The organism is Enterobacter sichuanensis (genome assembly GCF_002939185.1).
In the GTDB taxonomy this organism is placed as follows: Bacteria; Pseudomonadota; Gammaproteobacteria; order Enterobacterales; family Enterobacteriaceae; genus Enterobacter; species Enterobacter sichuanensis.
In genome coordinates this window covers 1-24,859 of record NZ_POVL01000044.1, presented here as the reverse complement: position 1 = coordinate 24,859, position 24,859 = coordinate 1, and the positions used below count along the sequence as shown (strand labels likewise).

Genomic DNA, 24,859 nt, shown 5'->3' with positions numbered 1-24,859 from the left:
GTTTCCTCCGGCGGTTTTATTTTTGTGGAGCAATACTATGTCGAATAAACCGTTTATTTATCAGAACCCCTTCCCTCTCTCCCATGACGACACCGAATACTATCTGTTGACCAAAGAGCATGTCTCCGTTGCCGAGTTCGACGGTCAGGAGGTCCTGAAGGTCGAGCCTGAAGCGCTGACCCTGCTGGCACAGCAGGCATTCCACGATGCGGCCTTTATGCTGCGCCCATCGCACCAGAAGCAGGTTGCCGCGATTCTCAACGACCCGGAAGCCAGCCAGAACGACAAATACGTTGCCCTGCAGTTCCTGCGCAACTCTGAAATCGCGGCCAAAGGCGTGCTGCCAACCTGTCAGGATACCGGCACGGCTATCATCATGGGTAAAAAAGGCCAGCGCGTCTGGACCGGCGGCGGGGATGAAGCCGCGCTGAGCCAGGGCGTGTACAACACCTACATCGAAGATAACCTGCGTTACTCCCAGAACGCCGCGCTGGATATGTATAAAGAGGTCAACACCGGCACCAACCTGCCGGCACAGATCGATCTCTACAGTGTCGACGGCGACGAATACAAATTCCTCTGCATGGCAAAAGGCGGCGGCTCGGCCAACAAAACCTACCTCTATCAGGAAACCAAAGCGCTGATCACCCCGGCGAAGCTGAAAAACTATCTGGTGGACAAAATGCGTACCCTCGGTACCGCAGCCTGCCCGCCGTACCATATCGCGTTTGTGATCGGCGGGACCTCGGCGGAAGCGACGCTGAAAACCGTCAAGCTGGCTTCCACCCGCTACTACGACGCGCTGCCCACCGAAGGGAACGAACACGGACAGGCGTTCCGCGACGTTCAGCTTGAACAGGAACTGCTGCAGGAAGCGCAGAACCTCGGCCTCGGCGCGCAGTTTGGCGGTAAGTACTTCGCCCACGATATCCGCGTGATCCGCCTGCCGCGCCACGGTGCCTCCTGCCCAATCGGCATGGGCGTCTCCTGCTCCGCAGACCGCAACATCAAAGCCAAAATCAACCGCGACGGGATCTGGATTGAAAAACTGGAACACAACCCGGGCCAGTATATTCCTGAATCACTGCGCCAGCAGGGCGAAGGCGATGTGGTCAGCATCAACCTGAACAAGCCGATGAACGAGATCCTGGCGCAGCTTTCCGCGCACCCGGTCTCTACCCGCCTGTCGCTGAACGGCACCATCATCGTGGCGCGCGATATCGCACACGCGAAGCTGAAAGAGCTGCTCGACAACGGTGAAGAACTGCCGCAGTACGTCAAGGATCATCCGATTTACTACGCAGGCCCGGCCAAAACGCCGGAAGGTTACGCCTCCGGCTCACTCGGCCCGACCACCGCAGGGCGTATGGACTCGTATGTCGATTTACTGCAGTCCCACGGAGCGAGCATGATCATGCTGGCGAAAGGTAACCGCAGCCAGCAGGTGACCGATGCCTGTCACAAACACGGCGGCTTCTACCTGGGCAGCATCGGTGGCCCGGCGGCGGTGCTGGCGCAAAACAGCATCAAGAGTCTGGAATGCGTCGCGTATCCGGAGCTGGGCATGGAAGCCATCTGGAAAATCGAAGTGGAAAACTTCCCGGCGTTTATCCTGGTGGATGACAAAGGCAACGATTTCTTCCAGCAGATCCAGAATAAACAGTGCAAAGGCTGTTCACAGCGCTGAGTCGCATCAGCCCGGCAGGCGCCTCGCCGCCGGGCTTTTTCAGGCTTGCGTCTGTTCACAAAACAGAAAACCGATGGCGTCAGCCGTGCCAGGTGAATAAATCATCAATACAATGTTAAGTCATTGTTAAATCAATAACACTCGCTGCCCCCATCCTGATTAATGCAGCAAACGCATCAGATGATGTGTTTATTGCGCTTATAAAATTCCCCTCACTGATCCAGTTTTCAGAAACAGACGGACAACACGTCAATAATAAACTGGAGACGACCATGATTTCCTCAACCCCACCTGCAACCGTTCGTGCACGAGCGGGCGCGATACTTCGCGTCACCTCGGGCAATTTCCTCGAGCAATTCGACTTCTTCCTGTTTGGGTTCTACGCCACCTATATCGCCCATACCTTTTTCCCGGCGAGCAGTGAATTCGCGTCGCTGATGATGACCTTCGCCGTCTTCGGCGCGGGCTTCTTAATGCGCCCCATCGGCGCGATTGTCCTCGGGGCTTACATCGACAAGGTTGGTCGCCGCAAAGGGTTGATCACCACCCTGTCGATTATGGCGGCCGGCACCTTCCTGATTGTGCTGATCCCCTCTTATGAAAGTATCGGCCTGTGGGCGCCGCTGCTGGTGCTGGTGGGACGTCTGCTGCAGGGCTTTTCCGCCGGGGCGGAGCTTGGCGGGGTGTCGGTCTATCTGGCTGAAATTGCCACGCCGGGCCGCAAGGGCTTCTTTACCAGCTGGCAATCCGGCAGTCAGCAGGTGGCAATTATGGTGGCCGCCGCAATGGGCTTTGCGCTGAACGCGGTGCTGGAAGAGAGCGCCATTCGCGAATGGGGCTGGCGCATCCCGTTCCTGTTCGGCTGTCTGATTGTGCCGTTTATCTTCTTCCTGCGCCGCAAGCTGGAAGAGACCGAGGAGTTCCGCGCGCGCCGTCACACGCTGGCAATGCGTCAGGTCTTTACCACCCTGCTGGCGAACTGGCCGGTCGTGGTCGCGGGCATGCTGATGGTGGCGATGACCACCACCGCGTTCTACCTGATCACCGTCTACGCGCCCACTTTTGGCAAAAAGGTGCTGATGCTCAGCGCCTCAGACAGCCTGCTGGTGACGCTGCTGGTGGCGATCTCGAACTTTATCTGGCTGCCGGTGGGCGGTGCGCTGTCGGACCGCTTCGGCCGCAAACCGGTACTGATTGCCATGACCCTGCTGGCGCTGGCGACCAGCTATCCAGCCCTGACGCTGCTGGCGAGCGCCCCGAGCTTCTCCATGATGTTGAGCGTGCTGCTGTGGCTCTCCTTCCTTTATGGTCTGTATAACGGCGCGATGATCCCGGCGCTGACGGAGATCATGCCGGTCGAGGTGCGGGTTGCCGGTTTCTCACTGGCGTACAGCCTTGCTACGGCGATCTTCGGCGGCTTTACCCCGGTCATTTCGACGGCCCTGATTGAGTACACCGGCGATAAAGCCTCACCGGGCTACTGGATGAGCTTCGCGGCGATTTGCGCGCTACTGGCAACGCTTTATCTCTACCGTCGCAGCGCCATGAGCCTGCAAGTTCAGCGAGGATAATATGCGCACATTCTTACGTTCAGGACTGACCGGGCTGGTATTGCTGGCCACCAGCGCAGGCGCGCTGGCCCAAGAGGTGACGGTTATGATTTCGGGCGGTTTTAAGGCCGCGCTGGAAAAACTCGCCCCCGGGTATGAAGCCCGGACGGGTGACCACATCGTGCTGATCCCGGGGCCGTCGATGGGACAGACGCCGCAGGCGATCCCCAACAGGCTGGCACGCGGTGAAAAAGCGGATGTGGTGATCATGGTCGGCGATGCGCTGGCGCATCTGGCGAAAGACCGGATGGTCAACGCCGATTCACGGGTGGAGCTGGCGGATTCGCCCATCGGCATGGTGGTGAAAGCCGGGTCGCCCGTGCCGGATATCGCCACGGACAGCGCGCTAAAACAGACCCTGCTTGCGACCAGCACTATCGCCTACTCCGACAGCGCCAGCGGCCGGTATGTGCAAAGTCAGCTGTTCAAAAAACTGGGGATTGACGCGCAGGTGGCGGGAAAAGCGCACAAGGTGGAGCGGATCCCGGTTGCCTCTGAGGTGGCGAAAGGGAAATACGCCGTAGGGTTCCAGCAGGTCAGCGAGCTGTTGCCCGAGCCCGGCGTGACCTTTGTCGGCAAACTGCCGGATAACCTGCAGTACATCACCCGTTTTGCCGGAGCGGTTACCGCCCACGCGGAGCACCCTGCCGCGGGGAAAGCCCTGCTGGATTACCTCGCGTCGCCGCAGGCGCATGAGACCATCACCGCCACCGGGATGATCCCCGTCGCTACGCCGCGCGGTAACGGGCAGTAATGAGGGTTTCCAGCTCGGCGGCAATCCACGACTGAATCCGCCCGCTGCGCCGGATCAGCCCGACAGTGCGTTTGACTTCGGGCTCGGTCAGCGGGACAGAGGTCAGTACAGCATGCTCAGAGTGAGGCATTGACATGGCGGGGACGGCAGCAATGCCGATCCCCGCTTCGACCATTCCCAGCATGGTTGTCACGTGGCGCGTCTCGCAAATGCCCGGACGCTCGGGCTTAATATGGCCGAGCATCTGATCGAGCAAATTGCGGTTCCCCGACGTAATATCCAGGCTGATGTAATCCTGCTGATAAAATGCCTCCCAGGTCAGACTCTTGCGCCCCGCCAGCGGATGATCGCGACGGCACGCGGCGACATACACATCCTCCACCAGCGGCATAAAGGTAATATCCGGCTGCAGGCTTCTGGCAAAGCAGATGCCAAAGTCCGCCTGGCCGCTGGCCACCGCCTCAATGACGTTGCCCGCGCTGCTGTCGATAAGCCTGATGCGCACGCGCGGATAGCGGCTGTGAAACTGACGGATCACCTCCGGCATAAAATGGCAGGCCGCCGACGGCACGGTGGCGACGGTGACAAGCCCGGTGCGCTCCTCGCTCACCTTGTCGATATCCGCCAGCATCGACTCCACATTTTCCAGAAGTTGCCCGCAGCGATCGGCAAAAGTTTGCCCGAAGAGGGTCAGCGTCACGCGCCGGGTGGTTCTGTCGAACAGCTTCGCACCGACGGCCGTCTCCAGCTTCTCAATGCGGCGGCTTAAGGCGGACTGGGAGAGGCAGATAGACTCCGCGGCGATGCGGAAGTTACCGTACTCCACCAGGGCTCTGAAGGCGTAAAGATCGTTGAGGTCGAAATTGACGGGCATTTTTCTGGCAATCCTTAGCGCTTTCTGGAAACTCGGACATTCATAATAGCGACTTATGAATCAGCGGCAACCTCTGCCGCTGATGTGTGTCCGCAAAGCGCTACATGAGGCTGTGGGCCTCGCTATGCGACGACGCCACCGCATCCACCAGCGCCATCTCTTCGCGACTCAGCAGCATCTCAATATTCACCAGAATAATCATTCGGCTGTCGAGCACGCCCAGCCCAAGCAGGTAGCGGCCAGAGAGCACCGAGGCCACGTCCGGGGTCGGCTTGATGTTATCCACATCTATCGACAGCACGTCTGCCACACCGTCAACCACGATACCCACCACACGATCGTTCAGATTGAGCACGATAACCACCGTTTTGTCGTCCTGCGACGGATCGGGCAGATCGAAGCGTACGCGCAGATCGACAATCGGCACAATCACGCCGCGCAGGTTGGTCACGCCGGTGATAAAGTTCGGCGCGTTCGGTATACGCGTCAGGCGATCGCATCCGCGGATCTCCTGCACTTTAAGGATATCAATGCCGTACTCTTCATCGCCCAGGCGGAATACCAGGTACTCCTGCGCAATGGCGTCGGGTACGGCGGGTTTACTCGCGGTTGCTACTGTCATGCGTTTACCCCCTCCCTCTGGGGTTGTGGAGCGTTGAGCGTTGAGAGCTCAACCACATCAAGGATCAGTGCCACGCTGCCATCACCGAGGATGGTCGCTGCAGAGACGCCAGGCACTTTGCGGTAGTTATGTTCAAGGTTTTTGACCACCACCTGCTGCTGGCCGATAAGCTGGTCGACCCACAGCGCGTAGCGGCAGCCCGCGCTTTGCACGATGACCACAATGCCATCGTCGGCCGGAGCCTCGCCCGCGACCGAGAGACGCTGGCGCAGCAGCACCAGCGGCAGATATTCGCCTCGCACCTGCAGCAGGCGCTCTTCGCCGACAAAACGGCACAGCATCTCGTCGGTCGGCCGCAGCGACTCCATCACCGCGCCCAGCGGCAGGACGTAAATCTCCTCCCCCACCTTCACCAGCATGCCGTCAAGGATGGCCAGGGTCAGCGGCAGGATAATGCGGATAGTGGTCCCGGCTCCCGGCGTGGAGAGCACGTCGACGTGGCCGCCCATCGCCAGAATGTTGCGTCGCACCACGTCCATACCGACGCCGCGTCCGGAGACGTCCGTCACGCTCTCGGCGGTGGAGAAACCGGCGGCGAAGATCAGCATCCACACATCGTCGTCGCTCATGGTGTCGCTGATGGTCATCCCCTGGGAACGGGCTTTGGCGAGGATCTTCTCCCGGTTCAGCCCCGCCCCGTCGTCACTCACTTCAATCACGATGTTGCCGCCGTGATGTTCGGCCGAAAGCGTCAGGTTCCCGGTGACCGGTTTGCCTTTTGCGACGCGGACCTCTTTCTCTTCAATGCCGTGGTCCAGGCTGTTACGCACCAGGTGGGTCAGCGGATCGATAATGCGCTCGATCAGGCTCTTATCCAGCTCGGCGGAGCCGCCTTTCAGGGTCAGCTCGACCTCTTTATTCAGGCGAGCGCCCAGGTCATGCACCAGCCGCGGGAAGCGGCTGAAAACGTAGTCCATCGGCATCATACGAATGGACATCACCGACTCCTGCAGCTCGCGGGTGTTGCGCTCCATCTGCGCCACGCAGCCGGACAGTAGATCGTAGCTGGCCGGATCAAGGGTCCGTGAGAGCTGGGAGAGCATCGCCTGGGTGATGATAAGCTCGCCCACCTGGTTGATAATCTGGTCCACTTTACTCACCGCCACGCGAATGCTGCCGGACTCCTGACTGGCTGCCCGCGGCGCCGGTGGCGCTTTTTTGGCAACGGCCTCGGGTGGCGCAGCGGGCGCTGGTGCCGCTGCGGGCTCTGCGGGCCGGACCTCAATCTGCTTGCTGTCGAGTACAAAGCAGAGCACGGCGGTGATATCGTCCGCCGAGGCGGTGGTCTGTAGCGTCACCGTCATGCCGTCAGACGACGTCTGTGCGTCTGAAATCGTCCCCATATTGCTCAGTTCGTCACGCAGCATTGTCTGCTCGCGCGCATCAACGTTTCGCAGGGTCACGACCAGCGTGGCTTCCTTCTCCCCGGCCGTGCTGGCTGGCACGGGCGCGGGCTCAGGTGCGGGCGGTTTTCCTTCAAGGGCTATCTCTCTGAGGGCTTCACAGATATAGCGAAATTGAGCGTCATCAGGCTCCTGCGAAGCCTGATAGGCTTCCAGCTGCGCTTGCATAATGTCCTTACATTCCAGAAAAAGGTTGATGATCGAGCGACTGAGCGTCCTCTCCCCTGCCCGCGCCTGGTCAAGGAGGTTCTCCAGCAGGTGGGTGGTCTCCTGTAAGGCGGTAAAACCGAAGGTGGCTGCGCCCCCTTTCAGGGAGTGTGCCGCCCGGAAAATCGCATTCAGCTGCTCCTGGTCCGGCGCCACCACGTCAAGCTGCAGCAGATGCTGCTCCATGTCGGCCAGCAGTTCTTCTGCCTCAGTAAAAAAGATCTGCGAAAAATCATTCATGTCCATCGGTATAGCCCTGCACGTTTTGCAGATTGATATCGCTCAGCACGCTCTCTGCACGCTGGGCCTGGGTATCTTCCAGACGGATCTCCTGCTCTTTCGAGCGGCTGAGGACCAGAATGCTGATGCGGCGGTTCACCGCGCTTTCCGGCAGGGTGTTCTCCAGCGGCATCCGGCTGGCGGTGCCGATCACGCGCAGAAAACGTTCATCGCTCAGCCCGGCCCTGACCAGCACCCGACGCGCGGCGTTAGCACGACCGGCGGACAGCTCCCAGTTGCTGTAACCGCCCTCGCCCCCGGCATACGGCAGGGAGTCGGTATGGCCCGTCAGGCTCAGCGCGTTAGGCAGCTCCTGCAGCAGCGGCACCAGCGCCTGCAGAATGCCGTTCATGTAGGATTCCGGCAGCTCGCTGCCCACGCGGAACATGGGGCGGTCCTGGGAGTCGGTGATCTGGATCAGCAGCCCGTCGTTGGTCAGATTCAGCAAAATGTTGGACTTGAAGTTGTTCAGCCGCGGATCGGTTTCGATCATCTTCTGCAGCTTCTCTTTTGCCTGCTTCAGGCTCTCGACGCGCTTGTGCTTATCGATCTGACTAAGCTGTCCTTTAAACACTTCGCCCTGCCGCTTGATGATGTCATCCCCGCCGCCAGGGATGACGCTGTCGCTGAGGCTGGTTTTATCGCCGTTGGCCATCGACGGCTTCAGCGGCATGCGGAAGTAGTCGGCAATCAGCTCCCTTTCCATGTCCGTGGACTGCGACAGCAGCCACATCACCAGGAAGAAGGCCATCATGGCGGTCATAAAGTCGGCATAGGCAATCTTCCAGGTGCCGCCGTGGTGCGCATGCTTTTTCTTTTTACGCTTACGGGAAATGATGACAGGCGTGACGTTCTTCATGCGGCGCTGTCCGAGGTTTTGGTTTTCAGCGTGGCGTTGGATTTCACTTCGCGCACGTGCTCTTCAAGCTCTTCGAACGACGGACGTTCGCTGGTAAAGATGGTTTTACGGCCAAATTCCACGGCAATCTGCGGGGCATAGCCGTTGAGGCTGGAGAGCAGCGTCACCTTGATGCACTGCAGGATTTTGACCTGATCGGAACTCTTCTGGCGCAGCAGGGTGGCCAGCGGCAGCACGAAACCATAGGCGATAAGGATCCCGAGGAAGGTCCCTACCAGCGCGTGGCCAATCAGGACGCCCAGCTCCGCCGCCGGGCGATCCGCCGAGCCCAGAGCGTTCACCACGCCCATCACCGCGGCCACAATGCCGAACGCCGGAAACGCATCGCCCACCGTATTGAGGCTGTGGGCTGGCACTTCCAGCTCCTCTTCGCAGGTCTCGATCTCTTCATCCATCAGGGCTTCGATTTCATGGGAGTTCATGCTGCCGCCAATCATCAGGCGGAAGTAATCGAGGATAAAGTTGGCGAGCATCGGGTCGCTCATCAGACGGGGATAGGCGCTAAAAATATCGCTGTTCTGCGGGTCTTCGATGTCCTTTTCCAGCGACATCAGCCCGTGCACGCGGCTCTGGGAGAGCAACAGGAACATCAGCGCCATCAGGTCCATATACACCGCTTTGTTGTAGCGCTTGCCCACGAAGAGCTTAACCAGCGCCTTGCCCGTTGCTTTAAGGGATTTGACGTTGTTGCCAACGATAAACGCCCCAACCCCGGCCCCGCCGATAATCAACAGCTCCAGCGGCTGAAACAGCGCCATCAGGTTACCGCCGGATAAGAGAAAACCACCAAAAACGGTCGATATGACAACAAGATAGCCAACAATAACTAACACAATTTCTCCTTTTCGGTACTTTGACCGATGCCGGGAGCCCCGGCATCAGGTAAACGCCATCTTGTGCACTGCCGTCACGGGGATCAGGCCGTCAGGATTTCCGGCGCCGCGAACGAACCCAGGAGGCCGGTATTGCTTACCTGGGATTTTTTAAGCGCACGCGACGGCGGGCTGCACAAGCTGCAGGTAAATGGGTTTTTGATAAATTCGGTGGTGACGATAAAACCGCCGCCACACACGCTGCAGGCTTTACGCGAAATAATGCCGCAGTCGATAAAGCGTAATAATGTCCAGGCGCGGGTCAGACCCAGCACCGGTTTTTCATCGGAACAGGTGCTGCACTGTTCCAGATAAAGACGATAGGTCTTCATCAGCATTTCAATGGAACGCCCCTGCTCGGTCTTTTTCAAATAGAGGTAAATGTTGTAGAACATGGACGAGTGAATATTCTGTTCCCACGACATAAACCAGTCTTCTGAAAAAGGCAGCATCCCTTTTGGCGGCGGGCAGCCGCGTAATTCTTTATATAAACGCAGCAGACGGCGACGGCTCAGGGAGGTTTCCGACTCCAGCACCTGCATTCTCGCCCCGAGAGAAATTAATCCCATGGCGATATTCACTTCATCAATTTCCTGCAGCAGACTTTTTTCACCACACATGATTATGCCTCCTCCGCCGTGACCGCATCTTCTTCGCTTAAGGCATTCAGAAGGTTGGTCGACAAAATAATGCCGGTGTGGATCTGCTGCAGGGCTTCAATGCGCGAATCCTTGGTCAGATTTTCAATAACCACTTCATCATCCACGCGCAGACGACAAATAAGCTGATTGGTCGTCGCCAGCTTCATTAATTGCGGCAGCGAAAGTTCTTTCAGGTTATCAATGGTTCCTTCAGACAACCCCAGGCGAAAACCCGCCGCAAATTTATCCTGACGAATCAGCTGCTGGGCCAGCAGTAAATAGGACAGGTTGATATCATGAATATTCTGCAGGTACTCGTCGAAATTAGACACAGGCGAAAACTCCCAATGTTATTCAGCCAATAGCTGGCATGTCAGTTTAGATAGATAACGTTTCCGAACTGATGCAGAGAGTCTTTTGGTATTGATATTCACTGAGGTAAGTCATTCTTCCTCAGTAAATGCGTCATGTACTTCTCAATGCCAAAGGAGGCTGCATCACAAAACTGGCAAAATCATAAACACTAAGTATTTTCCGAACAAGCGACAGAAATGTCTCCAAATCCTCCAGTCACTGTTAACCTGTTGATTTAAAAAGTTAATAAAGCATTGTTAAACGTTATTAAAGCTTGATTTTAATGATTAATCCTGCTGTTTAACCGGTGTTAACAATATAAATGTTAAGAGCCTGTATTTATCGACAATCCGATTCCATACGACTTCTTAACCTTTTAACCGCCAGACTGTGCAGCTGGCTCACCCGTGTTTCCGTGATGCCCAATACCAGACCAATCTCTTTCATGTTCAAATCCTGAAGATAATAGAGCTGCAACAGTACCTGCTCTCTTTCGGGTATGAACTGAATATGTTCCGTAATACGCTCGATGAGATTCTGGCGGACAGCATCATTCAGTGGATTAAGCGATTCATTTTCGTCATCGCTCGTTTCCCAGCTGTCGGCATAATTCTCCTGCAGCTCATCAACCGAATACATCTGGCTGGCATTATTATCTGCCAGCATCTGCTGAAATTCCTGCAGCGATACGCCCATGCGCTCTGCAATTTCAGCTTCGGTCGCTTCGCCACCTTTTTCCTGTTCGATTTGCTGAATAATTGCCACTATTTCCCGCGTATGGGTTCGAACCCGTCGCGGGACCCAGTCGCTTTCTCTCAGCTCATCTAATAACGCCCATTTCACCCGCTGGGTGATCCACGCCGTGAGCGTTACCCCTTTTTTCGGGTCGAAACTGTCGACCGCACTTAAAAAACCAATCGATCCTGCCTGAATTAAATCATCCAGCTCGACACTGGCAGGAAGCCGCTTATGCAAACGCATTGCTTCCTGCCGCACCAGATAGTGATATTTAGACCAGACTACCGATTTATCTTCCAGCCCTTCGGCCGTATAAATACCATCCACGATTACATTCCACCCACTATTCTCTGCGAGAATTATCCGGTGAAATTGCGCATTCAAATAGTGCGATAAGCCTTTATAAAAATGCGCATTCTGTTACTTCGCGCGAATGTTTACGCGTCGCGGAAATATATCGTTATTAATGACGTTAATTCACAGAATTAAAAGGTTTCCCACTGGGCCAGATCGGGTTCCTTCGCCCGCGGCATTTTTTCAGGCGCAGGCGTGACGTTCACCTGACGGCTCTCCTGGTTAAGACGAAATTGCGCCACCAGTTTCTCCAGCGCGTCTGACTGCGCTTCCAGTTCACTTGCCGCCAGTGCCGCCTCTTCCACCATCGCCGCGTTCTGCTGGGTGACCAGATCCATCTCGTTCACCGCCTGTGAGATCTGGTTGATACCCGCGCTCTGCTCGTCCGAGGCGGAGGTGATTTCGCCCATGATCTGGGTTACCTGCCCGACGGAGGTCACAATCTCCTGCATGACGTGGCTGGCCTGCCCTACCTGACGCGAACCGATATCAATATTATTCACGCTGGTGTTGATCAGCTGATTGATCTCTTTTGCCGCATCGGCGCTGCGTTTCGCCAGGTTACGCACCTCTTCGGCCACCACCGCAAACCCGCGTCCCTGCTCGCCGGCACGCGCTGCTTCCACCGCCGCGTTCAGGGCGAGGATGTTGGTCTGGTTGGCAATGCTGTCGATCACGCCATTGATATCGGCAATCTGACGCGAGCTGGTGGTGATCTGGGCCATGATCTGCTCCAGGCTCTGCATCACCTCCCCGCCGTTATGGGCATTGGTGCTGGCGCTTTCCGCCAGTTCACGCGCCGCGTGGGCGTTGTCAGCATTCTGGCGTACGGTGGTTTTGATCTGCTCCATGCTGGCCGCCGTCTCCTGCAGCGCCGCCGCCTGCTCTTCGGTACGGGAGGAGAGATCGTTGTTACCGTGGGCAATTTCCTGCGCGTTATTGTGAATACGCTGCACGCTTTCACGAATGCCGGAGACGGTCGTGGCCAGCGAGGTGCGCATCTGCTCCAGCTCCCGGAGCATATTGCCAATTTCATTCTCGCTGCCGGCCTCAATCTCCTTGCTCAGATCGCCGTCGGCGATACGCTTAAGGACATCAACGGTCGTCGCCATACGCTGAACCAGGGTCTGACGCAGCCAGAAGCGGATCACAAACAGCAGCACCACCGCCAGCAGCACCACCACCAGGCCAACGCCGAGCATAATTTTGTAGTCGCGCGCTGACGCCTGAGTAATCTCTTCACTGACCCGCGCGCTGGCATCCGTGTACTGCTCTACCTTGTTACGCAGCTGGGTGCGAAGCTCCATATCGTGTTCCAGAGAGCCGCTATACCCAGCCGGGTTTTGCACATAGCCGAGCTTCACTTCCGCCACTTTATAGACCTCGTTAAATGCCGCATTAACCTCCGCGGCCAGGCGACGCTCCTCCTCGGTATTGAACGGTGAGGCCATAAAATCGTCCATATTGCGGCGGGCGGTTTTCACCACGTTGAGCGTATGGCTGGCGACATTCTGCGAGACCGGGTTACCCAGCGCCGCCTGCAGCATCAGGCCGTTGGTATTGGCCATGACCGCGCTGATATTGTAGGCCGCGTCGCGCATCTGATCGTTATTCTCAGCGGCCACGACAATACGTTTGAAATTTTGGTTGCTGGAGACGGCATTAAACACGGCATAGGCCGTCACGCCGAATAGCATTACCGCGAACAGGCCGATAATCAGCGTGACGGTGCTGTAAATTTTGAGTTTAGCTAACATAATTTTCCACCCTCCGCGCACGGGCAGGCCGTACGCGGTAGCGTCTGAAGTGAATAAAGAGGGCGTTCGAATTACAGATTAAACAGACTCATCTTCTGCATATTCTTGTAAACAAACATCGAGGCATTAAAGGCCAGATCCGACATCTGCGATTCCGATGCCAGCGTCACCAGCATGCTGACATCGGCGCCGATGGCGTCCTGCACTTTGACAATGGTGTCGTTGATCAGTACGTTGCCGGTCAAATCCAGGGCGTCAAGCTGCTGCAGGTTAGTGCCCAGTTCGGCCTGTGCTTTCCCGAGACGCTCGATGCCCGCGTCAAGCCCTTTGCTGGCAGCGCTCAGCGCGGCTTTTATGGCTTCTGCGGTTTCTTCATCAACGGATTCCATCATTAATGCGGCAACGGCATCGTTCAACACCATGAAAATATCGCCAAACACCTCGTCACCGAGATGGCTTGTTTGCATTTCCGTACCGTCAGCAACCGTCTGTTTGCGTGCTTCATTACCGCCGCGGTAATTCCCGACTTCATCAAAGGCAGGCGTATCGGTGTTAAACCCGGAGAAAATATAGCGACCACTGCTGTCCCGACTGTTGGCTAAATCCAGCAGATTGGTTCGGATCCCTTTGATCTCCTCCGCCAGCGCATGGCGGTCTTCATCGGAATAGGCGCCCGACCCTGCGGCAACAAGTTTTTCCTTCAGGGTGGTGGTCATCAGGTTACCGACGCCATTCAGAATATGATCCTGAAACTCCATCGCACTGCGTGCCCCGGAGCGCACGCTGCTGTACATCTCCAGCTGCGCCAGCGCGTCCTGGTGCTTCACCGCGTCGGTCGCGGCAGTCGGGTTGTCAGAGGCTTTGAGTAGCGTTTTGTTCGCCGACATCCGCAGATAGATTTCATTGCTTTGACTCATGCGGTTCGTCATGGCCGCCGCGCTTTGCTTATACATATAAAGCGTACTTAATCGCATCATCGTCTCCTTAACGGATGGCCAGCAGGGCATCAAACATGGCGTTGGCGGTCTGCAACAGCTGCGCGCTGCCCCGGTAATACTGATGGAACATATCGAGGTTGATGTACTCCTCGTCCATATTGACGCCAGTGAGCGCCTGTTTGGTGTCGTATTTGGTTTCCAGATCGGTGTAAGCACTGTTGGTGTAAGATTTCACTTCACGCGCGCTTTCCCCGATTTTGCCTGCCAGGCTGGCATAGGCCTCACTGAGCGTGTTGTTGCCAATCAGCGCTTCTTTCTGGATCTCCAGCATCTTCTGGAGGTTGTTGTTGTTGTCGGGTTCACCAGGCTTGTCGGCGGCAGCAAACTCTAACGGGCTGGTAATTTTGCGGCTGATGCCTTCGGCTGCGCCGGACATCGGATTGAGGGTGAATTTATCCCCACCCTGCACAGCCGGAGGCACAGGGACCGTCATTTTGATACCGTCAAAGCTGAGTTCATCGCCCGTAAGGTTTGCCGGCACGGTGCGACCATCCTCCCCTTTAACCACCCACTGCCCCGCTTCATAACGGATATCGTAGTTTTCTGATTTCACCAGTCTGAAATCTTCCACTGTGATAGAGGTCAGCGTTCCAGTTCCGCCGTTCTTCGCATTGGCAATCGCCTTGATCTCCGGCAGCGAGAACAGATCCTCGCCTTGCAGACCCTCCCCCGTGATGCCGTCCTTATTCTGATCGTTCATCCGGTGCGCCATCATAAAGGCGATCTGATCCAGATCCTTTCGCGCCATCGGGAGGTCTTCATTGCGGAATTTGAACAACCCGGCCAGGCGGCCTTTGGTGATGCTGTTTTCATCCAGCGGCGATGCCTTGCCGTTGGCATCCACGTAGGAGACGATGGTTTTATTCGGGTCGGCATCCGACGGTGAGGTCTGCAGTTTGTAGGCGGTATCGCCGGAGACCAGCGGTCGCCCGTCAGACAGCGTGACCGTGACGCGACCGGACGTATGGTCTTCGGTCACCGTGATGCCAAGCTGTTCGCTCAGCCCTTCTAGCAGCGCGTCGCGCTGGTCCAGCAGATCGGCAGGCTGTGCCCCATTGCCCTGGGCGCGCTCCAGCTGTTTGTTAATCTGCGCCAGCTGCTCGGTAAAGCTGTTGATCTCGCTGGCGCTGCGCTCAATCTGGGTATTGGTGCTCTTTTCCAGGCCGGTAAGACGCTTTGCACTGGCATTGTAGCGGTTTGCCAGTATCTCGAGGGAGGCAAATACCGTCGCGCGCGCCGGGCCTTCCGACGGGTTGGCGCTCAGGGCAGCCATGTCTGTAAACAGCTTGCCCAGCGACACGGAGACGTTATCCGCTTCATCCGCCAGCATGTTGTCGATATCCGCCAGCTGCTCCATCCGTCCCGTCAGTGACGCATAGGTGGAGAGTGAATCCCGCAGCTGGTTATTGGCAAAGGCGTCATAGGCGCGTTCCACGCCGCCGATGCGGGCGCCATACCCGTAAAACCCCTGTGGGGTCGACATCCCGCCCAGCTCACCGATCAGCAGACTGCGGCGGCTGTAGTTGTTGGACATGCCGTTGACCAGGTTATCGCCCGTCACCCGGATGGCGGCCTGCGCCACGCTGATGCCGTTTCTGGCTAAGTTGTAAAGGTTATTCATACGCTCTGGATATTCCCTGATTGCGGGCCCGGCATGGATTTCCGGGCCAGATGTTCATGGCTCTGCTTATTTCATCGGTGATGACAAAATTTTCTAAAAAATTTTATCGAGGTCGTGCATATAGGCATTCACCCCCTGCTGAATATCCCCTTTCACCTTCTGAATAATGGTGATCAGCTTTTTGGCGTAGGCCGGATCGGTGGCGTAGCCGCCCGCCTGCAGCGCTTTCGCCCCCTGCTCTGGCGAATCAGATTGCACCACGCCACGATAGCGCGGGTTGCGGGTCAGCAGCTTCGCGTAATCCGCCAGCGCATGTTCGTAGGAGTCGTAGACGCGGAAGGCGGCTTTCACCTTCTGCTTCACGCCGTTGATGTATTCGGTGGTGGTGATTTCGGTGGTTTTGCCCTGCCAGTCGCCCGTCGCCTTGATCCCGAACAGGTTATGGCTCGGGCTGCCGTCGGCGGCAGGAATTTCACGTTTGCCCCAGCCGGACTCCAGCGCCGCCTGAGCGAGGATCAGGTGCGGGTGCAGCCCGCTCTGCTGCGCGGCTGCCTGGGCCGGGCGCAGCAGACGGGCAATAAACGGATGCGCCCCTTCCGCCGGTTTGGCGAACGACACCGGCGCAGGCAGGCGCAGTGGGCCTGTGGCAGGCGTGGCGGAAAGCCCAGGCCGCAGGAGATCGCGCCCCGGCGTGCTCACGATGGGTTCATCAACCTCCCCGCCCAGCTGGCGGACGATAAGATCGGCAAAGCCGAGCTGACCACTCCCGGCAATATTTTGCGCCACCTGCTGATCGTGCATGGCGGTGTACATCTCAGAAGACTGGCTGTTCAGCAGGTCGTCCTTGAAGGTGGCATCGCGCATGCTCTTCATCATCATCTGCACGAAGATACCTTCCATCTGCTTCGCCGCCGCCTTCAGCGCGCCGGGCGTTTGCCGCCCGGCCTCCCGTTTCAGCGTGTCCAGCGAGCGGACATCAAAGGCGGGTTGATCGAGCTTATCGAAAGCGTTCATCAGTTCACCTCCAGCTTCGCCCGCAGACAGCCGGCGTTTTTCATCGCCTGCAGAACCGACATCAGCTCGTTTGGCGTCGCGCCCAGGCTGTTGAGGGCGCGGATCACCGCGTTCAGATCGGTACTGCTGCGCACGTGCTGCAGCGAGCCGCCGCTGTCGCGCACCGAGATATCGGTCTGCGGCACCACCACCGTCTCGCCGCCGCCAAACGGCGTATCGGGCTGGCTGATGATGTTGTTCTGCATCACCTCCACCGTCAGGGAGCCGTGGGCCACTGCGCAGGCGTCCAGCGAGACGTGGCGGTTCATCACCACCGAGCCGGTACGCGAGTTCACAATCACCTTCGCGTCCTGAACGTTGACCCGCAGCGGAATGTCCTGAATGTTGGCGAGGAAGCGCACGCGGGACGGGCCGTCCGGTGGCGCAAAGAGGCGCACGGTGCGGGCGTCTTCCGGGATCGCCGCCCCGCCGCTGTAGCGCTGGTTAATGGCGTCGCTGATCTGCTGCGCCAGTGAGAAATCGCTCTCGTTAAGCTGCAGGCGCACGATGTTCTGGGTAGCGAAGCCGTTCGGCACCTCGCGCTCCACGGTGGCCCCGCCGCTGATGCGCCCGCCGTTAAGCTGGTTCACCTGCACGCGGCTGCCGCCCGCCTGCGCCCCTGCGCCGGAGATCAAAATGTTGCCCTGAGCGATAGCGTAGATCTGGTTATCCGCCCCTTTCAGCGGGGTCATCAGCAGCGTACCGCCGCGCAGGCTTTTGGCGTTCCCCACCGAGGAGACCACAATGTCCAGCTTGTCGCCGGGACGGGCAAACGGCGGCAGCTCGGCGGTGACCATCACCGCGGCGATGTTTTTCAGCTGCATATTGGTGCCCGCCGGGACGGTGATCCCCAGCTGCGAGAGCATGTTGTTCAGGCTCTGGCCGGTGAACGGCGCCTGCATGGTCTGGTCGCCGGTACCGTCAAGGCCAACGATCAGGCCGTAGCCCATCAGGGAGTTGGACCGCACGCCCTGTACCGTCGCCAGATCGCGAATGCGTTCCGCATGTACCACTTTCGGTACCGCCAGCGTCATGCCGTAGAGCAGGAGGCTGAGAAATAACAGAATAGATTCTTTTTTCATGGTCATATCAGAAAGGAGAAAGGTTCAGGAACAGGCGCTGCAGCCAGCCCATATTCTGCGCTTCGTTGATGTAGCCGTTGCCGACGTACTCAATGCGGGCGTCTGCCACCTGGGTGGAGGGCACCGTGTTGCTGCCGCTGATGGTGCGCGGGTTCACCACCCCGGAGAAGCGGATAAATTCGGTGCCCTGGTTGATGGCAATCTGCTTCTCACCCACCACGCCAAGGTTGCCGTTGGGCAGCAGTTCTTTCACGGTCACGGTGATGGTGCCGGTAAAGGTATTACGCGCCGCCGCGCCGCCTTTGCCTGCGAAATCGTTTTTACCTTCGGCTTCAAAATCCGCTTTGCCATCGCCCAGCCAGCTGTTGAGTTTGGTCGGTACCGCAATCAGCCCCATACCGGCCGATCCATTACGGTTGGCACTGGCGGAGGAGCTCTTGCTGGCGCTCACGTTCTCCTGCAGCAGGATGGTCAGCGTGTCACCCACGTTACGCGGGCGACGGTCTTCGAACATCGGCTGATAGCCGTAGTTCATGGCCTGTCCGGCCTGAAACAGTGAGCCGCCGGTGGCCGCCGGTGCCATCGGTAATGGTGTTGCCGTCGTCGGCCCCTCGACGAGAGGCTTTTGCATGATGTGCGCACAGCCGCCGAGCAGCAACGTGCCTGCCAGCAGCGCCGCCGCCGGGATATGTTGAGAAAGTTTATTCATTTCAGTGTCGATAAAATGTCTGGCCGCACAGGCGGCCAGAGAGAGGATTACAGCTGGGAAAGCCGCTGCAGCATCTGGTCGGATGCCGAGACCGCTTTACTGTTGATTTCGTAGGCGCGCTGCACCTGAATCATGGTCACCAGCTCTTCCGCCACGTTGACGTTGGAGATTTCCACGTAGCTCTGTTTCAGGGTGCCCGCACTCTCCATCCCCGGGTTCAGCTCATTCGGCGCGCCGGAGGACTGGGTCTCTTTGTAGAGATTGCCGCCGATGCTTTCGAGCCCCGAATTGTTGACGAAGGTGGTCAGCGTCAGCTGGCCAATCTGCTGCTCTTCCGCCTGCCCTGGCACCTTGACGCTGACGATCCCGTCGCTGCCGATGTTGAGTTTGGTGGCATCCTGCGGGATCACGATCCCCGGCTGGATTGGGTAGCCTTCGGCATTCACCAGCTGGCCGTCCGCGTTTTTCGAGAAGTGGCCGTCGCGAGTGTAGGCGGTGCTGCCGTCCGGCATCTGCACCTGGAAGAAGCCTTCCCCTTCAATCGCCACGTCGTACTCGTCGCCGGTCTGGTTCATTCCGCCCTGAGTGTGCACGCGCTGGGTGGAGACCGGACGCACGCCGGTGCCCAGCTGCAGGCCGCTCGGCAGGGTGTTCTGCTCGGTTGCCTGGGCGCCGGGCTGGCGCATGTTCTGGTAGAGCAGGTCCTGAAACACGGCGCGCTGACGCTTAAAGCCGTTGGTGTTGACGTTCGCCAGGTTGTTGGAGATGACGTCCATATTGAGCTGCTGTGCTTCCAGCCCGGTTTTTGCGATCCATAAGGAACGAATCATAGTGACTCCTTGCGCGGCCTTAGCTCACGCTTAATAGCTGGTTGGCCTTCTGGGCGTTTTCGTCGGCGGTGCGGATCACCTTCATGTTCATGTCGAAGCCGCGTGAGTTGGCGATCATCGCCGTCATGGCCTGCACCGGGCTGACGTTGCTGCCTTCGATGGCCTCCGGCGTCAGGCGCAGGGTTTCGTCCTGCGCCAGCGGGTTGCCGCCTGCGGTGCGGAACAGACCGTCGTCGCCGTGTACCATCTCGTTCATGTCGGCGTTGACCAGTTTGAGGCGGCCCACCGGCACCAGCGCTGTCGGGTCGTCGCCCATGCCGAGCGCCGACACGGTGCCGTCGCTGCCGATGGTGACGTGGGATTGTGGCGGCACCTCCAGCGGCCCGCCGTCGCCCATCAGCGGACGGCCGTTGACGCTGAGCGCCCCGTCCTGATCCACCTCGATAGCGCCATTGCGGGTGTAGCCTTCACTGCCGTCGTCCAGCGCCACCGCCAGCCAGCCGTTCTGCGGCAGCGCCACGTCGAGGCTGCGGCCGGTATGGGTGATCGGCCCCATGGTGGTGTCGTGAAACGGCGTCGACTCCGCCACCAGCGCGCGGGTGCGCAGGCTTTCCCCTTCGATGGGTACGGAGCGGAAGGCCGCCAGCTGGGCGCGAAAGCCTGCGGTGGAGCTGTTCGCCAGATTGTTTGAGGTGACCGCCTGGCGGTTGAGCGCCGCGTTGGCGGCACTCATGGCGGTATAGATAGCGCGATCCATCGTTCAGCCTTAACGCAGGTTAACCAGCGTCTGCAACACTTCAGACTGGGTTTTGATGGTTTGTGAGTTGGACTGGTAGTTGCGCTGATAGACGATCATGTTGACCATCTCTTCACCGAGCTCCACGTTGGAGGTCTCCAGCATCCCGCCGTTGATGGTACCGAAGCTGCCGCTACCGGAGGTGCCGAGGAACGGCTGGCCGGACTGCCCGGTCTCCGCCCACAGGTTGTTACCCTGCTGCGCCAGACCACCGACGTTGGCAAAGTCCGCCAGCACCACCTGCGCCACGGTCTGGCGTTTCTGGTTACTGTAGATAACGATGACTTCCCCGCTGTCGCTGACTTCGTAGCCGTTGAATTTGCCCGGCGCCTGGCCGTCAATTTCGCCCAGCATGATCTGCATGTCGCCGCTGTTCTGGCTCAGTTTTGAAAAATCCAGTTTCAATGCCAATGGCGCAGAGCCGTTATAGGCAGCGCCATCAATGTCCAGTTTCGGGTCGCCAACAATGTTGCCTTTGTTATCAAACTCCAGATTAATTGGTTTCATGCCCGCAGGTGAGGTTGAGTCTTCCGCATGGGCTGTCCATTTCCCTGCAGCCGTATGCACGAAATAGACCTTAATGGCGTGCTTGTTGCCCAGGCTGTCCGTCGCGGTGACTTCGCTGACGTAGTTGTAGGTATCTTTATCGTCCTTATCGAAAGGCTTGGTGATGATCTCCGCATCGGACTTCAGGTTCCCCGTCAGCGACCCTTTTGTGGACGCCGCAGGCGGCATATCGTCTTTCGGAATGCGGATTGGCCCAACCTCTGCGCCGGGGTTAATCGCCCCGTTCGTCGCCTGGTAGCCGGTTAAAAACAGTCCGTTGGTTTTGTTATAGATATAGCCATTTTCATCCTGATCAAACTGACCGTTACGGCTGTAGAACACGCTGCCTGCCGCATCGACCATGCGGAAAAAGCCGCGATTAGAGATCCCCATATCAAGGGCGGAGCTACCGTTCGCCAGGTTGCCGTCGCCAAAGTTCTGATCAACGCCGGCCACGCGCACCCCCATCCCCGTCGAACCGGCGAAGATATCGGCGAAGGAGACCGAGCCGGCTTTAAACCCAATCGTCTGGGAGTTGGCGATGTTGTTACCCACCACGTCCAGCGCTTTTGCCGCGGCGCTCAGACCGCTAAGACCTTGTGAAAAACCCATAATTTCGTTCCAGAAGTAATGTTTATTTTTGAATGACGAACACTTTGTCCATAGTGATCGGATCGTGATTCAGCAGATGCAGAATCGGCCCGTTCGGATCCATGGTGACGCCCTGTACCTGTTCCTGAATCAGGCCATAGACCGTCGGGTTCTCCCCTTCGGCGTTGCTGGCCTCAAAGGAGAGGGTGTACTCGCGATCGCGCGGTGGCCCCGGCTCCGGCTTGAAGTTTTCCAGGTCATCGAGGTTGAAGGTATTCATCCCCTTCTTGACATTCTTCAGCTCGGCGGTGTAGGCCTTATCGCCGTCGTGCAGCGTGACGGTGACCGTTTCGGCATCGTCCGACAGCGCGAAGTGGAAATCGTCGGAGTTACTCGGTAGCTCCACCCCTTCCTGCATGATGCCGATAGCCGGTTCACCAAAGGAGACCTTCGCCTCCCCTTCAATCAGCACGCTGCGCCCGACCCAGGAGGAGGCGCTCATGCTGCCCAGCTGGGACATCATGGCGTAGACGTGAGCGACAGACGTGTTGAGCTTCTCGACGCCCGCCGCCATGTTGAACTGCGCCAGCTGCGAGGTGAGCTGGTTGTTATCCATCGGGTTGGTGGGATCCTGGTTTTTCATCTGCGCCACCAGCAGGGTCATAAACTGGTTCGACAGATCCGCCGCGCTGTTGCCCGTGCCGGTGCCGCCCGTGCCGCTGTTGTTGTTAATCGAAGAGACCGCCATATGCGTCCTTACTGACCAAGAGTTAATGTTTTCAGCATCAGGCTTTTGGCGGAGTTCATGACTTCCACGTTGGCCTGGTAGCTGCGAGAGGCGGAGATGGTGTTGACCATCTCGTTCATCACGTTGACGTTGGGCATGCGCACATAGCCCTGCTCATCCGCCAGCGGATTGCCCGGCTCGTACACCAGGCGATCCGGGGCGCTACTCTCCACCACGTCGCGGACCTGCACGCCGCCAATCTCCTGACCGACGGCGTTATCGACCTCAAACACCACCTGACGGGCGCGGTACGGCTGGCCGTCCGGTCCTGCCACGCTGTCGGCGTTGGCCATATTGCTGGCGCTGACGTTAAGACGGCGGGACTGGGCCGCCATCGCAGAGCCTGAAATATCAAATACGCTAAAGAGCGACATCGCTAATTACCCCTGACTGAGCACAGTGATCATTTTCTTAATATCCGCGCCAAGGAACGTCAGTCCCGACTGATATTTCACGGCGTTATCCGCGAAATTAACGCGCTCACGATCCATATCCACCGTATTACCATCGGCACTCGGCTGATCCGGAATGCGATAAAGCAGCTGAGCGTCGTCAAACGGCATCGCTTTGCCTTCAATATGGCGGTTTGACGTTAATGCCAGTGATACGGGTGATTTCGCCAGGGTGTTATTTTCCATGGCCGCTTTTAGCTGTTGAGGAAAATCTATATCCCGCGCCTGGTAGCCAGGGGTGTCGGCATTCGCAATATTCGAAGCCAAAATATCCTGACGGCGCGACAGCAAACCTAACGCCTGCTGTTGAAAGCGAAAGGCGTCATCAAGTTTATTCATGACAACAGGACTCCTGTCTCGCGTTATTTAAACTGCGATAGTGTAGACAGCGCAGGTGAAATATCACACTGCGAAGACCCGACAAAAATAAGCCTATTTAGGGAAATCGAAATAATGAAAAGCGCGAGAAAAAAATGAAGAAGGTAAATGCCGTCAGAAGTGTCATTATTTAAGGCAATAAAAGCCTCGCCACTGCGTATATAATTTCGCCACGTTTTATAAATTAAATACCGTATTAAGGCAATAAGATGAAGCTCCGATTATTCAGCGCGGCGATGGCCGTCTTGCTCTGCTCTGCGTCTGCTGGTGCCAGCGTTCCGTCTGACCAGACGGCGAAGCAGCGCCTGCTGCTCAAGCTGGATGCCCTGATCCAGCAGCCGGAGAGCAATGGCGAGGTGGTGCGCACCGTGGCCCTGCTCGCCACGCCTGCCCAGCTGGCAGGTGTGTGTGAGAACCCGGAACTGAGCCTGGTGGGGCGCGACAGCCGTCTCACCGGCAAGCGTACCGTGCTGGCCCAGTGCGGCGCACGTCGTCATTTCCTGCCGGTACGCATCAGCGCCCAGGGCACCTGGTGGGTGGCCAGCCAGAGCCTGCCCGGCGGGGCCATCGTTCAGCGCAGCGATATCGAACCGGTCACCGGCAGTCTCGATAACCAGCCCGGCGGCTTGATCTTTAGCGCCGACGAGATTATCGGCCAGCGCCTGACCCGCGCCATCGACGCCGGTAAACCGCTGCTGGAAAATCAGCTGCGCCAGCAGTGGCGGCTGCGTGCCGGGCAGACGGTGGATCTGGTGACCGCCGGGTCGGGCTTTCGGATCCGCAGCCAGGGCAAGGCGCTAAATAACGCCGCAGTGGATGACGTGCTGAAGGTAAAAACAACAGGCGGGCGCACCGTCAGCGGGAAAGTGGCGGCCGACGGTCAGGTGATGATTATTTCTCAATAATAAATTTTAGCTTTTCTGAGAATCACCGAAGAAAGAAGTATTGAGCACTTAATGTTATTGCGAGGACCACCATGAGCATCAACAGCAGCCAGACCACCGCGCCAGTCGCGAAGATTGCCCCGACGCAGGATCTGCGCGCCCGCACGCAGCCGCAGGAGAGTGAGGTGGCGGCCACGCGCAGCGAAAAGCGTGACAACACTAACGTCACCCTGAGCGAGCTGACTAAAAAAATTCAGACCGACGACAGCCGCGACGTGGACCACGCCCGCGTCGCCGAACTGCGCGCCGCGCTGTCGGCGGGTACCCTGCGCATTGAGCCGGAGAAGATTGCTCAGGCGATGGTGCAGGACATGTTTTCGTTTTAACCGTTTACAGGCCCCTTATGGACAAGCTTTACCCGATACTCACGCAAATGAAAACCTCTCTGGATGAGCTGGAGGCGATCATGATTGAAGAGGTGAATCAGCTCAACCGTACCCAGATCAACCCGGTGTCGCTGCAGGTGCTGGCGGATAACAAAAACCAGCTGCTGACGACCCTGCAGTACTACGACGACATGCGCCGCCAGCAGGAGCAAACCTCCGGCACCGAAGCCCCCTACCCGGGGCTCGGCAAGCTGTTCGCCAGCTGGCAGCAGGTGCATGAAAAGGTGCGCAGCACCAAAGCGCTGAATCAGCAGGTGGAATCCCTGCTGCAAAGCCATATGAAGAAAAACCAGCATATCCAGAAGGCGATCGACAACGTGGGTCACGCCAGCTCACTGTACGGCCCGGCGGGGGAATCCAGCCAGATGCCGACGGGTCGCAAATACAACATCAGCATCTGATCTTATCTGTCTGCGTTGTCCTCTTTTGCCCGCCTCTGGTGGGCTTTTTTTTGCCCCCCCTCACCCTGGCCCTCTCCCCAAAGGGGAGAGGGTAAAAAGCAGACCTGCGCTGCCATCACAAACCGCACCCAACAGTCCCCTCGCCCCTTTGGGG

Annotated in this window: 26 protein-coding genes; 6 read left to right on the top strand and 20 right to left on the bottom strand. The window is 58.0% G+C overall.

What is annotated here, in order from left to right:
• Positions 1-37 precede the first annotated feature (37 nt).
• The 3 genes from fumA (at position 38) to C5687_RS17940 (ending at position 4,051) form a co-directional block, all read left to right on the top strand.
• Positions 38-1,687 (top strand): class I fumarate hydratase FumA, encoded by a 1,650-nt coding sequence (fumA, locus tag C5687_RS17950; protein WP_104557488.1) that lies wholly within the window; start codon positions 38-40, stop codon positions 1,685-1,687.
• A 272-nt stretch (positions 1,688-1,959) separates the two neighbouring features.
• Entirely contained in the window at positions 1,960-3,258 is a 1,299-nt protein-coding gene (gene tcuC / locus C5687_RS17945) for an MFS transporter (RefSeq protein WP_095450333.1), read from the top strand.
• 1 nt (position 3,259) lies between these two features.
• Positions 3,260-4,051 (top strand): substrate-binding domain-containing protein, encoded by a 792-nt coding sequence (locus C5687_RS17940; RefSeq protein WP_104557487.1) that lies wholly within the window; start codon positions 3,260-3,262, stop codon positions 4,049-4,051.
• On the opposite strand, the gene psrA is transcribed toward C5687_RS17940, so the two are convergent.
• The 20 genes from psrA to flgB form a co-directional block, all read right to left on the bottom strand.
• A complete protein-coding gene (gene psrA / locus C5687_RS17935; RefSeq protein ID WP_104557486.1) occupies positions 4,026-4,925 on the bottom strand; it encodes an L-proline-binding transcription factor PsrA in 900 nt (299 codons plus the stop codon). The genes C5687_RS17940 and psrA overlap by 26 nt on opposite strands.
• Before the next feature lie 100 nt (positions 4,926-5,025).
• Complete coding sequence (locus C5687_RS17930) at positions 5,026-5,547, bottom strand: chemotaxis protein CheW (protein WP_104557485.1); 522 nt, start codon at positions 5,545-5,547, stop codon at positions 5,026-5,028.
• Positions 5,544-7,463 (bottom strand): chemotaxis protein CheA, encoded by a 1,920-nt coding sequence (gene cheA, locus C5687_RS17925; RefSeq protein ID WP_104557484.1) that lies wholly within the window; start codon positions 7,461-7,463, stop codon positions 5,544-5,546. Before cheA ends, C5687_RS17930 begins: the two co-directional genes overlap by 4 nt.
• Complete coding sequence (motB, locus tag C5687_RS17920; protein WP_059385111.1) at positions 7,450-8,355, bottom strand: flagellar motor protein MotB; 906 nt, start codon at positions 8,353-8,355, stop codon at positions 7,450-7,452. The genes cheA and motB overlap by 14 nt, the downstream gene beginning before the upstream one ends.
• Entirely contained in the window at positions 8,352-9,248 is an 897-nt protein-coding gene (gene motA / locus C5687_RS17915; protein WP_059385112.1) for a flagellar motor stator protein MotA, read from the bottom strand. The genes motB and motA overlap by 4 nt, the downstream gene beginning before the upstream one ends.
• A gap of 83 nt (positions 9,249-9,331) precedes the next feature.
• A complete protein-coding gene (flhC, locus tag C5687_RS17910) occupies positions 9,332-9,907 on the bottom strand; it encodes a flagellar transcriptional regulator FlhC (protein ID WP_059385113.1) in 576 nt (191 codons plus the stop codon).
• A 2-nt stretch (positions 9,908-9,909) separates the two neighbouring features.
• Positions 9,910-10,260 carry a flagellar transcriptional regulator FlhD gene (gene flhD / locus C5687_RS17905; RefSeq protein ID WP_104557483.1) on the bottom strand — a complete coding sequence of 117 codons (351 nt, stop codon included), beginning with the start codon at positions 10,258-10,260 and terminating at the stop codon, positions 9,910-9,912.
• A 361-nt stretch (positions 10,261-10,621) separates the two neighbouring features.
• Positions 10,622-11,347: an RNA polymerase sigma factor FliA gene (gene fliA / locus C5687_RS17900; RefSeq protein WP_025759752.1), complete on the bottom strand. Its 726-nt coding sequence runs from the start codon at positions 11,345-11,347 to the stop codon at positions 10,622-10,624.
• A gap of 158 nt (positions 11,348-11,505) precedes the next feature.
• Complete coding sequence (locus C5687_RS17895; protein ID WP_104557482.1) at positions 11,506-13,131, bottom strand: methyl-accepting chemotaxis protein; 1,626 nt, start codon at positions 13,129-13,131, stop codon at positions 11,506-11,508.
• A gap of 71 nt (positions 13,132-13,202) precedes the next feature.
• Complete coding sequence (flgL, locus tag C5687_RS17890; protein WP_104557481.1) at positions 13,203-14,105, bottom strand: flagellar hook-associated protein FlgL; 903 nt, start codon at positions 14,103-14,105, stop codon at positions 13,203-13,205.
• A gap of 10 nt (positions 14,106-14,115) precedes the next feature.
• Positions 14,116-15,750 (bottom strand): flagellar hook-associated protein FlgK, encoded by a 1,635-nt coding sequence (gene flgK, locus C5687_RS17885; RefSeq protein WP_104557480.1) that lies wholly within the window; start codon positions 15,748-15,750, stop codon positions 14,116-14,118.
• Between the two features lie 93 nt (positions 15,751-15,843).
• On the bottom strand, positions 15,844-16,764 hold the full coding sequence (flgJ, locus tag C5687_RS17880) for a flagellar assembly peptidoglycan hydrolase FlgJ (RefSeq protein ID WP_104557479.1): 921 nt from the start codon (positions 16,762-16,764) through the stop codon (positions 15,844-15,846).
• Complete coding sequence (locus tag C5687_RS17875; RefSeq protein WP_104557478.1) at positions 16,764-17,891, bottom strand: flagellar basal body P-ring protein FlgI; 1,128 nt, start codon at positions 17,889-17,891, stop codon at positions 16,764-16,766. The genes flgJ and C5687_RS17875 overlap by 1 nt, the downstream gene beginning before the upstream one ends.
• A gap of 1 nt (position 17,892) precedes the next feature.
• Positions 17,893-18,594: a flagellar basal body L-ring protein FlgH gene (locus tag C5687_RS17870; RefSeq protein ID WP_104557477.1), complete on the bottom strand. Its 702-nt coding sequence runs from the start codon at positions 18,592-18,594 to the stop codon at positions 17,893-17,895.
• Positions 18,595-18,641: 47 nt separating this feature from the next.
• The gene (flgG, locus tag C5687_RS17865; RefSeq protein ID WP_104557476.1) at positions 18,642-19,424 is read right to left on the bottom strand and encodes a flagellar basal-body rod protein FlgG; all 783 of its coding nucleotides are present in this window, start codon (positions 19,422-19,424) and stop codon (positions 18,642-18,644) included.
• A 19-nt stretch (positions 19,425-19,443) separates the two neighbouring features.
• Entirely contained in the window at positions 19,444-20,181 is a 738-nt protein-coding gene (locus C5687_RS17860; protein WP_104557475.1) for a flagellar basal body rod protein FlgF, read from the bottom strand.
• Positions 20,182-20,190: 9 nt separating this feature from the next.
• Positions 20,191-21,378, bottom strand: a complete 1,188-nt coding sequence (flgE, locus tag C5687_RS17855) for a flagellar hook protein FlgE (RefSeq protein ID WP_104557474.1) — start codon at positions 21,376-21,378, stop codon at positions 20,191-20,193.
• A gap of 22 nt (positions 21,379-21,400) precedes the next feature.
• Positions 21,401-22,105 carry a flagellar hook assembly protein FlgD gene (locus C5687_RS17850; protein ID WP_104557473.1) on the bottom strand — a complete coding sequence of 235 codons (705 nt, stop codon included), beginning with the start codon at positions 22,103-22,105 and terminating at the stop codon, positions 21,401-21,403.
• An 8-nt stretch (positions 22,106-22,113) separates the two neighbouring features.
• Positions 22,114-22,518 (bottom strand): flagellar basal body rod protein FlgC, encoded by a 405-nt coding sequence (flgC, locus tag C5687_RS17845; RefSeq protein ID WP_059385126.1) that lies wholly within the window; start codon positions 22,516-22,518, stop codon positions 22,114-22,116.
• A 6-nt stretch (positions 22,519-22,524) separates the two neighbouring features.
• Positions 22,525-22,935 carry a flagellar basal body rod protein FlgB gene (gene flgB / locus C5687_RS17840; protein WP_104557472.1) on the bottom strand — a complete coding sequence of 137 codons (411 nt, stop codon included), beginning with the start codon at positions 22,933-22,935 and terminating at the stop codon, positions 22,525-22,527.
• 248 nt (positions 22,936-23,183) lie between these two features.
• Between flgB and flgA the strand changes: the two genes are divergently transcribed.
• From flgA to C5687_RS17825, 3 genes are all read left to right on the top strand, one after another.
• The gene (gene flgA, locus C5687_RS17835; protein ID WP_104557471.1) at positions 23,184-23,879 is read left to right on the top strand and encodes a flagellar basal body P-ring formation chaperone FlgA; all 696 of its coding nucleotides are present in this window, start codon (positions 23,184-23,186) and stop codon (positions 23,877-23,879) included.
• Positions 23,880-23,950: 71 nt separating this feature from the next.
• The gene (gene flgM / locus C5687_RS17830) at positions 23,951-24,244 is read left to right on the top strand and encodes a flagellar biosynthesis anti-sigma factor FlgM (protein WP_104557470.1); all 294 of its coding nucleotides are present in this window, start codon (positions 23,951-23,953) and stop codon (positions 24,242-24,244) included.
• Positions 24,245-24,261: 17 nt separating this feature from the next.
• On the top strand, positions 24,262-24,705 hold the full coding sequence (locus C5687_RS17825; protein ID WP_059385130.1) for a flagella synthesis protein FlgN: 444 nt from the start codon (positions 24,262-24,264) through the stop codon (positions 24,703-24,705).
• Positions 24,706-24,859: the final 154 nt, after the last annotated feature.

Coding starts and splice junctions, on each gene's coding strand:
- flgC (WP_059385126.1), bottom strand. CDS start 22,518: ATGTCGCTCTTTAGCGTATTTGATATTTCAGGCTCTGCGATGGCGGCC.
- flgB (WP_104557472.1), bottom strand. CDS start 22,935: ATGAATAAACTTGATGACGCCTTTCGCTTTCAACAGCAGGCGTTAGGT.
- C5687_RS17870 (WP_104557477.1), bottom strand. CDS start 18,594: ATGAATAAACTTTCTCAACATATCCCGGCGGCGGCGCTGCTGGCAGGC.
- C5687_RS17860 (WP_104557475.1), bottom strand. CDS start 20,181: ATGGATCGCGCTATCTATACCGCCATGAGTGCCGCCAACGCGGCGCTC.
- flgJ (WP_104557479.1), bottom strand. CDS start 16,764: ATGAACGCTTTCGATAAGCTCGATCAACCCGCCTTTGATGTCCGCTCG.
- flgE (WP_104557474.1), bottom strand. CDS start 21,378: ATGGGTTTTTCACAAGGTCTTAGCGGTCTGAGCGCCGCGGCAAAAGCG.
- motB (WP_059385111.1), bottom strand. CDS start 8,355: ATGAAGAACGTCACGCCTGTCATCATTTCCCGTAAGCGTAAAAAGAAA.
- flgK (WP_104557480.1), bottom strand. CDS start 15,750: ATGAATAACCTTTACAACTTAGCCAGAAACGGCATCAGCGTGGCGCAG.
- C5687_RS17930 (WP_104557485.1), bottom strand. CDS start 5,547: ATGACAGTAGCAACCGCGAGTAAACCCGCCGTACCCGACGCCATTGCG.
- psrA (WP_104557486.1), bottom strand. CDS start 4,925: ATGCCCGTCAATTTCGACCTCAACGATCTTTACGCCTTCAGAGCCCTG.
- flhC (WP_059385113.1), bottom strand. CDS start 9,907: ATGTGTGGTGAAAAAAGTCTGCTGCAGGAAATTGATGAAGTGAATATC.
- flgA (WP_104557471.1), top strand. CDS start 23,184: ATGAAGCTCCGATTATTCAGCGCGGCGATGGCCGTCTTGCTCTGCTCT.
- tcuC (WP_095450333.1), top strand. CDS start 1,960: ATGATTTCCTCAACCCCACCTGCAACCGTTCGTGCACGAGCGGGCGCG.
- fumA (WP_104557488.1), top strand. CDS start 38: ATGTCGAATAAACCGTTTATTTATCAGAACCCCTTCCCTCTCTCCCAT.
- C5687_RS17850 (WP_104557473.1), bottom strand. CDS start 22,105: ATGGCGGTCTCTTCGATTAACAACAACAGCGGCACGGGCGGCACCGGC.
- flgL (WP_104557481.1), bottom strand. CDS start 14,105: ATGCGATTAAGTACGCTTTATATGTATAAGCAAAGCGCGGCGGCCATG.
- C5687_RS17825 (WP_059385130.1), top strand. CDS start 24,262: ATGGACAAGCTTTACCCGATACTCACGCAAATGAAAACCTCTCTGGAT.
- flgM (WP_104557470.1), top strand. CDS start 23,951: ATGAGCATCAACAGCAGCCAGACCACCGCGCCAGTCGCGAAGATTGCC.
- C5687_RS17895 (WP_104557482.1), bottom strand. CDS start 13,131: ATGTTAGCTAAACTCAAAATTTACAGCACCGTCACGCTGATTATCGGC.
- C5687_RS17875 (WP_104557478.1), bottom strand. CDS start 17,891: ATGACCATGAAAAAAGAATCTATTCTGTTATTTCTCAGCCTCCTGCTC.
- flgG (WP_104557476.1), bottom strand. CDS start 19,424: ATGATTCGTTCCTTATGGATCGCAAAAACCGGGCTGGAAGCACAGCAG.
- C5687_RS17940 (WP_104557487.1), top strand. CDS start 3,260: ATGCGCACATTCTTACGTTCAGGACTGACCGGGCTGGTATTGCTGGCC.
- cheA (WP_104557484.1), bottom strand. CDS start 7,463: ATGGACATGAATGATTTTTCGCAGATCTTTTTTACTGAGGCAGAAGAA.